This window comes from Azospirillum halopraeferens DSM 3675 (assembly GCF_000429625.1).
Taxonomy (GTDB): Bacteria; Pseudomonadota; Alphaproteobacteria; order Azospirillales; family Azospirillaceae; genus Azospirillum; species Azospirillum halopraeferens.
On sequence record NZ_AUCF01000011.1, the window covers coordinates 11,701 to 25,566 of the forward strand.

Annotated in this window: 13 protein-coding genes and 1 tRNA gene; 5 read left to right on the forward strand and 9 right to left on the reverse strand. The window is 70.2% G+C overall.

The genetic code is table 11. The features are described from left to right. Nucleotides 1-59 precede the first annotated feature (59 nt). Together recQ and G472_RS32650 are read right to left on the reverse strand one after the other, a co-directional pair. Nucleotides 60-1,943, reverse strand: a complete 1,884-nt coding sequence (gene recQ, locus G472_RS0111740; protein WP_245593464.1) for a DNA helicase RecQ — start codon at nt 1,941-1,943, stop codon at nt 60-62. A 105-nt stretch (nt 1,944-2,048) separates the two neighbouring features. Continuing rightward, the gene (locus tag G472_RS32650) at nt 2,049-2,885 is read right to left on the reverse strand and encodes a tetratricopeptide repeat protein (protein ID WP_211100179.1); all 837 of its coding nucleotides are present in this window, start codon (nt 2,883-2,885) and stop codon (nt 2,049-2,051) included. 79 nt (nt 2,886-2,964) lie between these two features. Between G472_RS32650 and G472_RS0111750 the strand changes: the two genes are divergently transcribed. Beyond that, entirely contained in the window at nt 2,965-3,849 is an 885-nt protein-coding gene (locus G472_RS0111750) for an SDR family oxidoreductase (RefSeq protein WP_029008564.1), read from the forward strand. A 166-nt stretch (nt 3,850-4,015) separates the two neighbouring features. Next, nucleotides 4,016-4,645, forward strand: a complete 630-nt coding sequence (locus tag G472_RS0111755) for a helix-turn-helix domain-containing protein (RefSeq protein WP_211100180.1) — start codon at nt 4,016-4,018, stop codon at nt 4,643-4,645. 35 nt (nt 4,646-4,680) lie between these two features. On the opposite strand, the gene folE is transcribed toward G472_RS0111755, so the two are convergent. Then, the gene (gene folE, locus G472_RS0111760) at nt 4,681-5,313 is read right to left on the reverse strand and encodes a GTP cyclohydrolase I FolE (RefSeq protein ID WP_029008566.1); all 633 of its coding nucleotides are present in this window, start codon (nt 5,311-5,313) and stop codon (nt 4,681-4,683) included. A 231-nt stretch (nt 5,314-5,544) separates the two neighbouring features. Then, nucleotides 5,545-5,937, reverse strand: a complete 393-nt coding sequence (gene apaG, locus G472_RS0111765) for a Co2+/Mg2+ efflux protein ApaG (RefSeq protein ID WP_029008567.1) — start codon at nt 5,935-5,937, stop codon at nt 5,545-5,547. A gap of 395 nt (nt 5,938-6,332) precedes the next feature. Between apaG and G472_RS32655 the strand changes: the two genes are divergently transcribed. Together G472_RS32655 and G472_RS0111775 are read left to right on the forward strand one after the other, a co-directional pair. Continuing rightward, complete coding sequence (locus G472_RS32655; RefSeq protein ID WP_084536587.1) at nt 6,333-6,965, forward strand: GNAT family N-acetyltransferase; 633 nt, start codon at nt 6,333-6,335, stop codon at nt 6,963-6,965. Nucleotides 6,966-7,055: 90 nt separating this feature from the next. Beyond that, nucleotides 7,056-7,129: transfer RNA gene (locus G472_RS0111775), tRNA-Gly, on the forward strand. Nucleotides 7,130-7,302: 173 nt separating this feature from the next. On the opposite strand, the gene G472_RS0111780 is transcribed toward G472_RS0111775, so the two are convergent. Continuing rightward, nucleotides 7,303-7,548, reverse strand: coding sequence for a hypothetical protein (locus tag G472_RS0111780; protein ID WP_029008568.1), 246 nt, complete (start codon nt 7,546-7,548; stop codon nt 7,303-7,305). A 342-nt stretch (nt 7,549-7,890) separates the two neighbouring features. Here G472_RS0111780 and ahcY point away from each other — a divergent pair, with 342 nt between their 5' ends. Next, nucleotides 7,891-9,195 carry an adenosylhomocysteinase gene (ahcY, locus tag G472_RS0111785; protein WP_029008569.1) on the forward strand — a complete coding sequence of 435 codons (1,305 nt, stop codon included), beginning with the start codon at nt 7,891-7,893 and terminating at the stop codon, nt 9,193-9,195. A 915-nt stretch (nt 9,196-10,110) separates the two neighbouring features. On the opposite strand, the gene G472_RS0111790 is transcribed toward ahcY, so the two are convergent. The 4 genes from G472_RS0111790 to G472_RS0111805 all read right to left on the reverse strand — a co-directional run bounded on the left by G472_RS0111790 (nt 10,111) and on the right by G472_RS0111805 (nt 13,842). Then, complete coding sequence (locus tag G472_RS0111790; RefSeq protein WP_029008570.1) at nt 10,111-10,707, reverse strand: hypothetical protein; 597 nt, start codon at nt 10,705-10,707, stop codon at nt 10,111-10,113. A 91-nt stretch (nt 10,708-10,798) separates the two neighbouring features. Continuing rightward, entirely contained in the window at nt 10,799-11,728 is a 930-nt protein-coding gene (gene hslO / locus G472_RS0111795; RefSeq protein WP_029008571.1) for an Hsp33 family molecular chaperone HslO, read from the reverse strand. Nucleotides 11,729-11,758: 30 nt separating this feature from the next. Next, entirely contained in the window at nt 11,759-12,673 is a 915-nt protein-coding gene (gene argF / locus G472_RS0111800; protein WP_029008572.1) for an ornithine carbamoyltransferase, read from the reverse strand. Continuing rightward, entirely contained in the window at nt 12,670-13,842 is a 1,173-nt protein-coding gene (locus tag G472_RS0111805) for an aspartate aminotransferase family protein (RefSeq protein WP_029008573.1), read from the reverse strand. The genes argF and G472_RS0111805 overlap by 4 nt, the downstream gene beginning before the upstream one ends. Nucleotides 13,843-13,866: the final 24 nt, after the last annotated feature.

Genomic DNA, 13,866 nt, shown 5'->3' on the forward strand with positions numbered 1-13,866 from the left:
CCGCCGCCCGCCGCCGCTCCGCGTCGGGGCGGCGGCCGGCATTGCCGGCCGGGTGCGGGTCAGGCGTGGCGGTGGATGACTTCCAGGAAGCTGTCGGCGTAGAGGTCCAGCTTGCGCGCGCCGACGCCCGGCAGGCGGGCGAAGGCATGGCGATCGAGCGGCCGTTCCGCCACCATCTCCAGCAACGTGCTGTCGTGGAAGATGACGTAGGGGGGCACGCCCTGGTCGCGCGCCAGCTCCAGCCGGCAGGCGCGCAGGGCATGCCACAGGGCGTCGTCGGCCGGAGACAGGGTGCCGCGGCCCTCGCCGCGCGAGACGCCCTCACCGCGCCCGCGCCCGGCGGCGGAGCGGCGCAGGGAATCGCGCACGCCCCGGCGCTTTTCCGCCACGGGGTCCTTGCGCAGGCGCACCGGCCGGCCGCCCTTGACCACCGTGACGCCCGTGTCGGTCAGGCGGAAGCCGCCGTAGCCTTCCACGTCCACCGTGAGGAAGCCGGCGGCGACGAGCTGGCGGAACACCGACTGCCATTCCGCCTTCGACAGGTCGTTGCCGACGCCGAAGGTCTTCAGCCGGTCGTGCTGCTGCTGCACCACCTTGTCGGTGGCGTTGCCGCGCAGCACGTCGATCAGGTGGCCGGCGCCGTAACGCTGGCCGGTGCGGTAGACCGCCGACAGGGCCTTCTGGGCGGCCACCGTGCCGTCCCAGGTTTCCACCGGCTCCAGGCAGGTGTCGCAGTTGCCGCAGGGTTCGGCCAGCGTCTCGCCGAAATAGTTCAGCAGCACCTGGCGGCGGCAATGGGCGGTCTCGCAGAAGCCCAGCAGCGCCTCCAGCTTGCCGCGCTCGACGCGGCGGTGGGCGTCGCCCGCCTCCGACTGCTCCAGAAGCTGGCGCAGCCCCACCACGTCGGACATGCCATAGGCCATCCAGGCGCTGGCCGGCAGCCCGTCGCGGCCGGCGCGGCCGGTTTCCTGGTAATAGGCTTCCAGGCTCTTGGGCGGGTCCAGGTGGGCGACGAAGCGCACGTTGGGCTTGTCGATGCCCATGCCGAAGGCGACGGTGGCCACCATCACCATGCCCTCGCTCTTCAGGAACAGGTCCTGGTTGGCCTCGCGCACCTCGGGCGGCAGACCGGCGTGGTAGGGCAGGGCCTCGCGCCCCTGCGCGCTGAGCCAGGCGGCCACGTCCTCCACCTTCGCCCGCGACATGCAATAGACGATGCCGGCGTCCTCGGGGTGGTTGTCACGCAGATAGGCGAGCAACTGCTGGCGCTCGCTGTTCTTGGCCACCACCCGGTAGGTGATGTTGGGCCGGTCGAAGGAGGAAAGGAAAACCCGCGCCTCGGTCAGCCCCAGCTTCTCGGCGATCTCCGCCCGGGTCTGGGCGTCGGCGGTGGCGGTCAGCGCGATGCGCGGCACCGTGGGGTGGCGTTCGTGCAGGATGGAGAGCTGCAGGTATTCCGGCCGGAAGTCGTGGCCCCACTGGCTGACACAGTGCGCCTCGTCCAGGGCGAACAGGGCCAGGTCGGTGCGGTCCAGCAGGTCGAGGAAGCGGGGCGTCACCAGGCGTTCGGGCGCCACGTAGACCAGGTCCAGCTCGCCGCGGGTCATCGCCCGCTCCACCTCGCGCGCCTCGCCGGCGTCGAGGGAGGAGTTGAGGAAGGCGGCGCGCACGCCGAGTTGGCGCAGCGCCGTGACCTGGTCGCGCATCAGCGCGATCAGCGGCGACACCACCACCGCCACCCCGCGGCGCACCAGCGCCGGGATCTGGTAGCACAGCGACTTGCCGCCACCCGTCGGCATCAGCACCAGCGCGTCGTTGCCGGCGATGACGTGGCGGATGATCTCCCCCTGATGGCCGCGGAACGACTCGTAGCCGAACACCGACCGCAGCGCCTCCAGCGCCGCGTCGCCCTCGGGGGAAGGCGGGGAAAACAGCGAATCCAAGCCCATTACACGCTAAATCTGGGGGGCCGCGGGCCGTACTGAGCCCAATGCCTATGATGTCGCACAACACGCCCCACCGGGGCAAGGTCCCATGGCGGCCGGGCGCTAGCGCGGCGGGGCCCTGTCCGGTGTCGCGGGGGCCGGTGCCGGGGCCGGTGCCGGGGCCGCCGCCGCCGCGGTGCGCTGCAGGTTGGCGGCGGCGGCGCGGGCGGCGGTGCCGTCGGGGTCGAGGCGGCGCACCAGCGCCCAATCGTCGCGCGCACCGCGCAGATCGCCGGACAGGGCCTTGACGTTGGCGCGCAGCAGCACCGCCTCCGGGTCGTTGGGGCGCAGCTCCAGCGCGCGGGCCACGTCGGCGTCGGCCCGGGCGTAGTGGGACAGGGCCTTGTGGGCGGCGGCGCGGTAGAGCCAGGCGTCCGCCCGCCGGGGATCGGCGGCGATGGCGGCATCCAGGTCGGCGATGGCGTCCCAGAAGCGCTCCGCCTCGGCGCGGGCGAAGGCACGGTCGATGCGCAGGTCGGGGTCGTCGGGCAGGCGGTCGAGGGCGGCGGTGTAGGCGCGCTCCGCCCGCTCCGCGTCGCCGGCCCGCAGCCATGCCCAGCCGGCGCGGCCGAGCAGCGACGCCGCACCGGCCGGACTGTCGGCGCCCAGGTCCGGCACCAGCGCCTCCAGCCCGCGGGCGGCGTCGGCGAAGTCGCCGCGATGGAACTGCGCCATGGCCCGGCACAGGCCGGCCGGCGCACCGCCGCCGCGGGCGGCCCACGCCAGGGCCTGCTCCATGGCTTTGTCGGGCCGCGTCTCGGCCAGCTTCACGCAGGCTTCCAGCCGGTCGGCCCCGACGGCATCGGCCGCGGCGGCACCGGCCGGCGGGAGTAGGAGCGGGCCGCAAAGCGCGGGGAGGAGAATCGCGAGGAGGTGCGGGAGGGTGTTGCGTCGGGTCATGGCCGGACTACACTCCGCCATCGCGCCCCCCGGATGCAAGGGGCGACGCGCCCACCGACCCCCTTGGGACCCACCCGCCATGACCGCGCCCCGCCTGTTCGTCTTCGGCCTCGGCTACACCGCGTCGGTGCTGGCGCGCCGCGCCCTGGGGCGCGGCTGGCGGGTGGCCGGTACCGGCCGGTCGGAGGAGTCCTGCGCCGCCCTGCGCGCGCGCGGCATCGAGGCGTTCCGCTTCGACCGCTCCACGCCGCTGAAGGACGCGGCGGCGGCGTTGGCCGGGACCAGCCATCTGCTGGTCTCCGCCCCTCCGGACGAGAAGGGCGACTCGGTGCTGGCCTGCCACGCTCCGGTCATCGCCGACCTCGCCGGGCTGGCGTGGGCCGGCTATCTGTCCACCACCGGCGTCTACGGCGACTGCGACGGCGCGTGGGTCGGCGAGGCGGCGTTCCTGAAGCCGACCGGTGAGCGCCAGCGCCGCCGGGTGGAGGCGGAGCGCGGCTGGCTCGACCTCTACCGGCGGTTCGGGGTGCCGCTGCACGTCTTCCGCCTGCCCGGCATCTACGGGCCGGGGCGCAGCGCCATCGACCAGGTGCGCGACGGCACGGCGCGGCGCATCGACAAGCCGGGCCAGGTGTTCAGCCGCATCCACGTGGAGGACGCGGTGGACGCCCTGGAAGCGTCCATGGAACGGCCCACCCCCGGCAGCGTCTTCAACGTCTGCGACGACCATCCCTGTCCGCAGCACGAAGTGGTGGCGTACGCGTGCGAACTGCTGGGCGTCACCCCGCCGCCCCTGGTGCCCTTCGACCGGGCGGAGCTGTCACCCATGGCGGCCAGCTTCTGGGCCGACAACAAAAGGGTGAAGAACGACCGGATCAAGCGCGTTCTGGGTTGGTCTCCCCGGCACCCCGATTACCGGACGGGGCTGAAGGCCCAGCGCGATTCCGAGGCGGCGACAACCTGACGGCGCACCCCCTTCGATTCCCGAACTGTGACCGAAATGCGGCGGGGCTCATGCCAACGCACCTTGGACAGGCGGGCTGCGGACGGCGATCTTTCGGACCGATCGTTCGTACGCCGGCTATTGCCGCCGGCACCCGAAACCCCGTTCCAGCCAAGGAGGGCCAATGGTGGCGCGCACGCTGCTTCTGGTGGACGACGACCCCGCCTTCGGCGGATTGCTGCGCGGCGCGCTGGCATCCTGGCGCATCGTCTGCACCGCCGACCGTGAGAACGCCCGCCGGGTGGCCCGCGCCCACCGGCCGCCGGTGGCGCTGGTGTCCTTCCACATCGCCGCACCGCCGCCGCCGGAGGGGGTGGCCAACGGGGAGCCGCCAAGCGGCGGAGTCATCACCGCATGCCCGCCGGTGGACGGGTTCGATGTCCTGTCCGACATCCTCGACGCCGCGCCGGCGTGCAAGGTGGTGATGCTGGATGACGGCCGGCAGCCGCGCAGCGCCGCGGTGCGCGCGGTGGCGGGCGGCGCGCACGACGTGGTGTGCCGGCCGGGCGACGCGCGCGAACTGGCGTTGCTGATCGATCGCGCCTGGCACCGGCACGAACTGGAGGCGGAGTGCCGGGCCATGGCCGGGGTGGCTGCGGTGCCGTTGCGGGCGGTGCGCGAACAGGCGGAGCGCCGGGCGGTGCAGGAGGCACTGGCGCAGGCCCGCGGCAACCTGTCGGCCGCCGCCCGTCTGCTGGAGGTCAGCCGGCCGACCCTGTACAACCTGATCCGCCAGCACGGCATCCGTGAGGCGTGAGCGCCGGGCTCATACGGTTTCCGCCGGAAGTCGTATCATTCCCCCGCGCGTGAGGAGGGATTGCCGATCATCGACAGGAACTCCCGCCGGGTCGAGGCGTCGCTGCGGAAGGCGCCGAGCATGCGGCTGGTCACCATGGTGACACCGGTCTTGTGGATGCCGCGGGTGGTCATGCACTGGTGCTGCGCCTCGATCACCACGGCGACGCCTTCGGGCTGCAACACCTCGTCGATGGTGTTGGCCACCTGGGCCGTCAGCTTCTCCTGGATCTGCAGGCGCTTGGCGTAGACCTCGACGACGCGGGCAAGCTTGGAGATGCCGACCACGCGGTGACGGGGCAGGTAGGCGACGTGGGCCTTGCCGATGATGGGCACCATGTGGTGCTCGCAATAGGATTCCAGGCGGATGTCGCGCAGCACGACCATCTCGTCGTAGCCGTCGGTCTCCTCGAAGGTGCGCTGCAACAGGTCGACGGGGTCGGCCTCGTAGCCCGCGAAGAACTCCCTGTACGAGCGCACCACGCGGTCCGGCGTCCCCACCAGCCCTTCGCGGTCGGGGTCGTCGCCGGCCCAGCGGATCAGGGTGCGCACCGCCTCCTCCGCCTCCGCGCGGGAGGGGCGGACGACCTCCGCCGCAGCGCGCCGGTCGTGCCCCGGGCCGCGGACGATGTTGTCGGCAAGGGTGGTCTTGGAAGCGGTCACGGGGTCCTCTCTGTCAATCGGACGAGGCCGGGCGGGCGGCACGGCGGCCGCGGCCCTCGAACCTTGCCTCTTGTACGCGCCCGGCACCCCTTCCGGATCACCGGGGGCCGGCGGATCGCGCCGGCGATCGTGCCGGCCACCATGCCGGCGAACGGCGGACCCCCCAGGTCGGGACGGGTACGGCCGTTGTCAAGGCCGTCAGTTCAACTGCATCGGCTGGTGCGGGCTGTCCAGCGAGAAGGCGGGGATGGCGACGTCGAACGTCTCCCCCGCCTCGGTCTCCATCTGGTAGGTGCCCATCATGATGCCCGACGGCGCGGCGAGGGGGGTGCCGCTGGTGTATTCGAACGCCTCGCCCGGTTCCAGCACGGGCTGTTCGCCGACCACGCCGGGACCGCGCACCTCCTGCACCCGCCCCAGGCCGTCGGTGATCTTCCAATAGCGGGTGCGGAGCTGGACGGTCTGGCTGCCCTCGTTCTCGATGCGGACGTGGTAGGCCCAGACGTAGTGGTTCTCCGCGGGGACCGATTGGTCCTCCAGGTAGACCGGGTTGACGGTGACGCGGATGGAGCGCGTGACCTTGCTGTACATGATCTCGTCTCCCCGCCGCTGAACCGCGCGGCGTCTTGCTTTTCCAAGAGAATAGGGGGCGCACGCCCGCGCTGTCCAGGGGGCGGGCGCGTCATGCCGTGCGGTCATGCCACACCCCGTGACCATGCGGGGACCGCGGGGGCAGGGCGTCTTGCACCGGGGGCGGCGCGATGATATATGCGGTGCTCTCCGAAACAGCCTGCGAGCTGTGGTTATGTTGCGTCAGCACGCCATCCGCATCCGACGACGGATCTCCGCGCCGCGTTCCGCGTGCGCGATCGTCTTCGGACCGCGTGCCGACGCCCGGGGTGACCGCCGGACCTGACCGGTCTCCCCTCCCGGCGAAGGCGCGCACCGCCCTTCACGACACCGATCCCTGCCGGGAGACCGCACCGATGATCGTTACCCCCGAGGAGCCGCGGCACGCTGCCGCGATCGAAGCCCTGCTCGACCGCTCGTTCGGTCCCGACCGCCACACAAAGACCGCCTACCGGCTGCGCGACGGCGTTGCCGCTCTGCCCGAGCTGTCGCTGGTCGCCATCGACCACGACGACCTCGGCCGCGAGGTGCTGGAGGGCACGATCCGGTATTGGCCGGTGCTGATCGGCGGTCTGACGCCGTCGCTGCTGCTGGGCCCGATCGCCGTGACCCCGCACTGGCAGGGCGGCGGCCTGGGCAGCAAGCTGATCCGCATGAGCCTGAACAAGGCCGCCGCCGCCGGCCATCGGTCGGTGATCCTGGTGGGTGACGCGCCCTATTACGGCCGTTTCGGTTTCACGCGGGACCTGACGTTGGGCCTGGAGCTGCCCGGCCCGGTCGACCCCGCCCGTTTCCTGGGTCTGGAACTGGTCCCCGGCGCGCTGGCCGGCGCTGCCGGCCCGGTGGGGCGGTGGCACGGCGTCTCTCCGGCCATCGCGGCGCCGGAGGTCGCCCTGGCCACCGCGATCCCTAACCGGCCCCGGCCGGCGTCCGCCGCCGCCGGCCTGTGGTACGCCGGCCGCGCCGCGGCGTCGCCGGCGGCAGCCTGACCGGGGCCGGCAAACGGCCCCTTGCATCGGCCGCGCCGCTTGCCTATAACCATGAAGCCCCGGCCACGGGGCCGTCCGCCAAGCGGCGACGCGGGTGTAGCTCAATGGTAGAGCAGAAGCTTCCCAAGCTTACGACGAGGGTTCGATTCCCTTCACCCGCTCCAAAAATTCTCCTGGAAAATCAGTGAGCGAGCACCGATCCCGGATGCCGGATGGTGCTTCGGCGCGTCTGAATCCGTCCGCAGCCACGGCGCATCGGTGCATACGCAGGGCGTGTGGGACCGGTTTCAGGATGTCCTGACGTCCCGAGCGGTCGGACCCGTGCCCGGCCACCGGGCTACCGGTCGGGCCGGCGCCGCTGGCCGACGTGGTCCGCCGCGATCGCCATGATCGCTGCGGATAGCCCGACGAGCACCAGTGCCTCCAGCGCCACCGTCACCGCCGTCGGAAGGTCGAACGGATCGGCATACCCGAAGCCGGCCAGGGCGGACGCGATGAAGTTCGCATGGAACGCAAGACCCAGCAGCGCGATCATCACCAAACCGACCGTTTCGGCGTTTGCGGATCGTGTGAACATGGTCATCCCTCTCTCATTCCCCAAATCACTCACAAGAATGACGACATCAACAATGACGTTGGAAGCGCCGAATTGCGGCAAAATAATACAATGGTATTCTTGCTGATGTTGCGTAATGTCTTGCGATCATTAAGAGTGTTTGTTGCGCTGTCGGAGTCTTCTGTTGCGTTGCGGAGGTAACAAACTGTCCGGAGAGGCCGCGCAACGCGCACCGGACCATAGCCGACAACACATAAAGATATCTTTATGCTTGAATGTCGTGCGCCGCGCTGCTACATGGGCGCGGCAGGGGCGCCGCCGTGCGGGCGCGCCCGACCGCGTATGCGAACAGCGCTCCAGGAGACATCCATGCCCGACGCCGTCACCTTCACGGATTACAAGGTCAAGGACATCGCGCTTGCCGGCTGGGGCCGCAAGGAGATCGCCATTGCCGAGACCGAGATGCCGGGCCTGATGGCCCTGCGCGAGGAGTACGGCGATTCCAAGCCGCTGAAGGGTGCGCGCATCGTCGGCTGCCTGCACATGACGATCCAGACCGCCGTCCTGATCGAGACGCTGACGCACCTGGGCGCCACCGTGCGCTGGTCGTCGTGCAACATCTTCTCCACCCAGGATCAGGCCGCCGCCGCCATCGCCGCCGCGGGCATCCCGGTCTTCGCCTGGAAGGGCGAGACGGAGGAGGAGTTCTGGTGGTGCATCGAGCAGACGCTGCGCGGTCCCGACGGCTGGACCCCGAACATGATCCTGGACGACGGCGGCGACGTCACCCAGATCATGCACGAGAAGTATCCGGAGATGCTGAACGACGTGCGCGGCCTGTCGGAGGAGACGACGACCGGCGTGCACCGCCTCTATGAGATGATGAAGAAGGGCACGCTGAAGGTGCCCGCCATCAACGTCAACGACAGCGTCACCAAGTCGAAGTTCGACAACCTCTACGGCTGCCGCGAAAGCCTGGTGGACGGCATCAAGCGCGCCACCGACGTGATGATGGCCGGCAAGGTCGCCGTGGTCGCCGGCTACGGCGACGTGGGCAAGGGCTCGGCCGCCAGTCTGCGCAGCCAGGGCGCCCGCGTCATGGTGACCGAGATCGACCCGATCACCGCCCTGCAGGCGGCCATGGAAGGCTACCAGGTGGTGACCATGGACGAGGCCGCCCCCCTCGGCGACATCTTCGTCACGGCGACCGGCAACGTCGACGTCATCACGCTCGACCACATGCGCGCCATGAAGGACCGCGCCATCGTCTGCAACATCGGCCACTTCGACAGCGAGATCCAGATCGATTCGCTGAAGAACCTGGTGTGGGAAGAGGTGAAGCCGCAGGTGGACGAGGTCGTCTTCCCTGACGGCAAGCGCCTGATCGTGCTGGCCAAGGGCCGCCTGGTCAACCTGGGCTGCGCCACCGGCCACCCCAGCTTCGTGATGAGCGCCAGCTTCACCAACCAGGTGCTGGCCCAGATCGAGCTGTGGCAGAACCACGCGACCTACGAGAACAAGGTCTACGTCCTGCCCAAGCACCTGGACGAGAAGGTCGCCCGTCTGCACCTGGACAAGATCGGCGCCAAGCTGACCCAGCTCACCGACAAGCAGGCCGCCTACATCGGCGTCAGCGTCGAAGGCCCGTTCAAGCCGGACCACTACCGCTACTGATCGCCCGCCCGTCGGGGCAGGAACACCGTCGGCCGGCCCGGACACCCGTCCCGGGCCGGCCGATGTCCGTTCCGGCAGCCGTCCCGCACGCTCCGGACCTTGAGGTCCGTCTGCGCATGCGAGGCAAATAGTTTATGCAACAGATTTGCCGCCAGACATGAGTTCTTTTAACAATGAAAATAGTCTATAAGATTACATGGCCAAATGGAAAGATATATATCGGAAGCGATCTCACGGACTCAATAACGTACTTCGGTAGTCCGGATAAGCGCCTTATAGAAGCGGACTTTCCGACTCGCCAGTCGCGGCAAAGTATGACGATACGACGTGATATTCTATGGGAGTCGGGGACGGCGTCCAGAGCAGAGGTGCTGCGGAAGGAAAGAGATTGGATCATTGAGCTGCGATCCAACGATCCTGCGATTGGCTACAACAAAGTTCCTAAAATTTCTTCCGAGTAGTGCCGATTTAGTTCGTCGAGTTCGAAGGCAAATCGAAACGCCAGTGTCGCGACCGTTGCTGTGGGCACCGGCATTACACCGGCCTGCGTCCGTGCGGCGTATCGTGTTCGGGCTTCATCCGCCGTGATCATTGCGCGCCGGACATGCGTCCACAGCACGTTCCCACAGTCCGGCAACCAAAGAACAGGTGCCTGAAAAGGGTATCGGAGGAGAATTTCGGCAGCATCGCTACCGGACTCGTCGAGAACCCACTTCAGTGCGACACCTGCGTCGACGACCGCATTCGCGAGAGTCACCGATAACGCTCTTTCCGAAGGACCTCCTCGCTCGGCGGCAGTTCGCGTCCGCGAGTCTCCGCCCGCAGCCGGCGCATCCGATCCCGCAGGTCCGATTCCGCAGGCGCCCGAACCGGTTCGGGATCGAGCCTGTGGCCTGTCGTCGCGGTCATGGGGTGTTACCGCACCACCATCGGCGCCAGGTCGCGGCGGATGCCGGCGTCGAGGCGGGCGTTGATGTCTTCGGCCAGGCGGCGGGTCAGCTCCTGCAACGCCGCCTCGCGGTCGGCCAGCGAGACGTTCTCCGGCACGGTGGTGGACTGGGTCGCCACCGCCCTGGTGAAGCCGCGGAACACGGCGGTGGCGCCGGGCAGGTCGCCGTGCACCTCCACCTCCAGCCGCCCGTCGTAGCGCTGCGCCTGATCGACGGTGAACAGGCCGCGGATGCCCTCGGTGCGGGCCAGCGGCACCTCGACGATGCCGGCATCCTTGACCACCACGCGCACCTGGCCGGCCGGGCCGGCCGATTGCAGCCGCTCCGCCGCCCAGCGCCGCACCACCTCCGCCGGCGGGGTCGCCATGCGGTCTTCCACATGCACGGCCCCGGCCGACGGCCGGTGGGAATCGACGAAGCCGACGGTGGCCGCGTTCAGGACGATGGGGCTGTAGTGGGAGAAGTCGATGGGCCGGGCCGCGGGGCGCGGCGGCGTGCTCTGGCAGGCGGCCAGGGCCGTCGCGGCGGCGGCCAGGAGGAGGAGTCGGCGGGTGGCGGGCATGGGCACTCGGACGCGCTGTCGGGGGGACGGTGGCCGGCACTATAGCGCCGGCCGCGGTGCGGTGCACCCCTGTCCCTATGTCCCGGTGTCCCTATGTCCCGGTGCCGTACACCCGGTCCAGGTCGGCGTCGCGGAAGTGATAGGCGGTGGAGCAGAACTGGCAGACCACCTCCACCGACCCGTCGGCGACGCGCAGGGACTCCACCTCCGCGCGCGGCAGGCCGGCGAGCATGCCGACCACCCGCTCGCGCGAGCAGCGGCAGCCGAAGCGCAGGTGGTTGGGCGCCCACACGCGCACACCGTCCTCGTGGAACAGGCGGAACAGCAGGTCGCTGGCGGCCAGCCGCAGGTCCAGCAGCTCCCCCGCGGTGGTGCTGGCCATCAGCGCCATGGCGCGGCGCCAGTCGTCCTCGTGGTCGCTGGACAGCCGCGTCCCCGGGTCCGGCGGCAGGCGCTGGAGCATCAGGGCGCCGGCGCGCCAGTGCCCGTCCACCCGGCCGGCGTGGACGGTCAGCCCCGTCTCGATCTGCTCCGACTGGCGGAAATAGTGCTGGACGCAGTCGGCCAGCGTCTTGCCGTACAGGGCGACGATGCCCTGATAGCGGTCGGTGTCGCCGCCCTGGTCGACGGTGAAGGCGATGTGGCCCTTGCCCAGCAGGGCCGGGGCCGGGGCGATGGCGATGTCGTCGGCCGCCGCCTTCACCGCCTCTTCGTCGAACTGGGCATAGCCGCGCACGTCGCCGACCGAGGTGACGTCCGCCACCACCAGGCGGATGGGGCCGTCGCCCTTGGTCTGCAACGTGAAGACGCCCTCGTACTTCAGCATGCTGGCCAGGGCGACGGCGAGCGTCACGGTTTCGGCCAGGAACTGCGCGACCGGCTCGGGATAGGCATGGCGCGTCAGGATGTCGTCCAGCGACGCGCCCAGCTTCACCAGCCGCCCGCGCAGACGGGAGGCTTCGATCTGGAAGGGCTGGACCAGATCGTCGTTGCCGGGGTGGGATACCGGTGCTTCGTTCATGCGTCCCCGAGGGGGCTCCTCAACACTGCGTCAGGCTTCCAGGCACCACGCCAGGATGGCCTTCTGGGCGTGCATCCGGTTCTCCGCCTCGTCCCACACCACGGATTGCGGGCCGTCGATGACGGCGTCCGTCACCTCCTCCCCGCGGTGGGCGGGCAGGCAGTGCATGAACAGGGCGTCCGGCTTCGCCAGCCCCATCAGATGGTCATTCACCTGGTAGGGCGCCAGGGAGTCGAGGCGCGCCTGCTTCTCCACCCCCATGTGGTTCATCGACACCCAGGCGTCGGTGACCACGCAGTCGGCGCCGCGCACCGCTTCGGCCGGGTCCTCGACGCACACCACGCGGCCCTTCTCCGCCGCCGCCCGGGCCAGCAGGGCCGGGGGCAGGGAGAGATGGGCCGGGCTGGCCACCCGCAGCTCGAACCCGAAGCGGACGGCGGCGTGCACCCAGCTCGCGGCGACGTTGTTGGCGTCGCCGCTCCAGGCCACCACGCGGCCGGCGATGGGGCCGCGGTGCTCCTCGAAGGTCATCACGTCGGCCATGATCTGGCACGGGTGCGACTCGTTGGTCAGGCCGTTGATCACCGGCACCGAGGCGTGGGCCGCCAGCTCGTGCAGGCGATCCTCGCCGCCGGTGCGCACCATGATGGCGTCGACGTAGCGCGACAGCACGCGGGCGGTGTCGGCGATGGTCTCGCCGCGGCCGATCTGCATGTCGTCCTGCTTCAGCACCACGGGGTCGCCGCCGAGCTGGCGCATGCCCACCTCGAACGACACGCGCGTGCGGGTGGACGGCTTCTCGAAGATCATCGCCAGCGTGCGGCCGCGCAGCAGGTCGCGGAACGCGTCGCGGTCGCGCTTCATCGCCACCGCGCGGTCCAGGATGCGGCGCAGCGTGACGCCGTCGAGACGGTCGAGGTCGAGGAAATGCCGGGGCGCGGTCATGGCGTCACCTCCTGCGCCACCCGGTCCAGCAGGGTCAGCGCCTCCTCCACCTGCTCCTCGCCGATGATCAGCGGCGGCAGCAGGCGCACCACGTTGTCGCCGGCCGGCACGGCCAGCATGCCGTGGTCGCGCAGGCGCGCCACCACGTCGGTGTTGGCCGGCACGCACTTCAGCCCCTGGATCAGCCCCAGGCCGCGCGCCGCGGCATAGGCGCCCGGCCGGCGCTCGACCAGCGCCTCCAGGCCCCGGTGCAGAAGGGCGCCCATGCGCTCCACGTTCTCCAGCAGGCCCGGCGCCAGCACCAGGTCCATCACCGCGTCGCCCACCGCCATGGCCAGCGGGTTGCCGCCATAGGTGCTGCCGTGGGTGCCGGCGGTCATGCCGACGGCGGCCTTCTCGCTGGCCAGGCAGGCGCCCAGCGGGAAACCGCCGCCGATGCCCTTGGCCACCGCCATGACGTCGGGCGTGATGCCCGCCCATTCATGGGCGAACAGCTTGCCGGTGCGGCCCATGCCGGTCTGGATCTCGTCCAGGAACAGCAGGATGCCGAACTCGTCGCAGACCCGGCGCAGGCCCTTCAGGAAATGCTCGTCGCCGACGCGGATGCCGCCTTCGCCCTGGATCGGCTCGACGCAGATGGCGGCGGTCTCGTCGGTGATGGCGTTGCGCACCTCGTTCAGGTTGCCGAAGGCGACCTGGTCGAAGCCGTCCACCAGCGGCCCGAAGCCCTTGACCAGCTTTTCCTGCCTGGCCGCGGAGATGGCGGTCATGGTGCGGCCGTGGAACGCCTGCTCGAACGTGATGACGCGCCAGCGCTGCGGGTTGCCGGTGGCGGAGTGGTACTTGCGGCAGACCTTCAGCCCGCACTCCCACGCCTCGGCGCCGGAGTTGGTGAAGAACACCGTGTCGGCGAAGGTGCTGGCGGTCAGCCGCTCGGCCAGCCGCTCCTGCCCCGCCACCCGGAACAGGTTGGAGGTGTGCCACACCTTGTTGGCCTGCCGGGTCAGCGCCTCCACCAGATGGGGGTGGGCGTGGCCGAAGGCCGTCACCGCCACGCCGGCGGCGAAGTCCAGGTATCGTCGCCCGGCCGTATCGAACAGATACGGGCCTTCGCCCCGCTCGAACACGACGTCGGCGCGGGCATAGGTGGGCATGACGACCGGAATCACGGCGCGGATCTCCCCAAAGAAAAA

Bases quoted from the DNA above. Each gene is read 5' to 3' on its own strand.
- G472_RS32650 (WP_211100179.1), bottom strand. From the start codon at position 2,885: ATGACCCGACGCAACACCCTCCCGCACCTCCTCGCGATTCTCCTCCCC.
- G472_RS0111750 (WP_029008564.1), top strand. From the start codon at position 2,965: ATGACCGCGCCCCGCCTGTTCGTCTTCGGCCTCGGCTACACCGCGTCG.
- apaG (WP_029008567.1), bottom strand. From the start codon at position 5,937: ATGTACAGCAAGGTCACGCGCTCCATCCGCGTCACCGTCAACCCGGTC.
- G472_RS32655 (WP_084536587.1), top strand. From the start codon at position 6,333: ATGATCGTTACCCCCGAGGAGCCGCGGCACGCTGCCGCGATCGAAGCC.
- G472_RS0111780 (WP_029008568.1), bottom strand. From the start codon at position 7,548: ATGACCATGTTCACACGATCCGCAAACGCCGAAACGGTCGGTTTGGTG.
- ahcY (WP_029008569.1), top strand. From the start codon at position 7,891: ATGCCCGACGCCGTCACCTTCACGGATTACAAGGTCAAGGACATCGCG.
- G472_RS0111790 (WP_029008570.1), bottom strand. From the start codon at position 10,707: ATGCCCGCCACCCGCCGACTCCTCCTCCTGGCCGCCGCCGCGACGGCC.
- hslO (WP_029008571.1), bottom strand. From the start codon at position 11,728: ATGAACGAAGCACCGGTATCCCACCCCGGCAACGACGATCTGGTCCAG.
- argF (WP_029008572.1), bottom strand. From the start codon at position 12,673: ATGACCGCGCCCCGGCATTTCCTCGACCTCGACCGTCTCGACGGCGTC.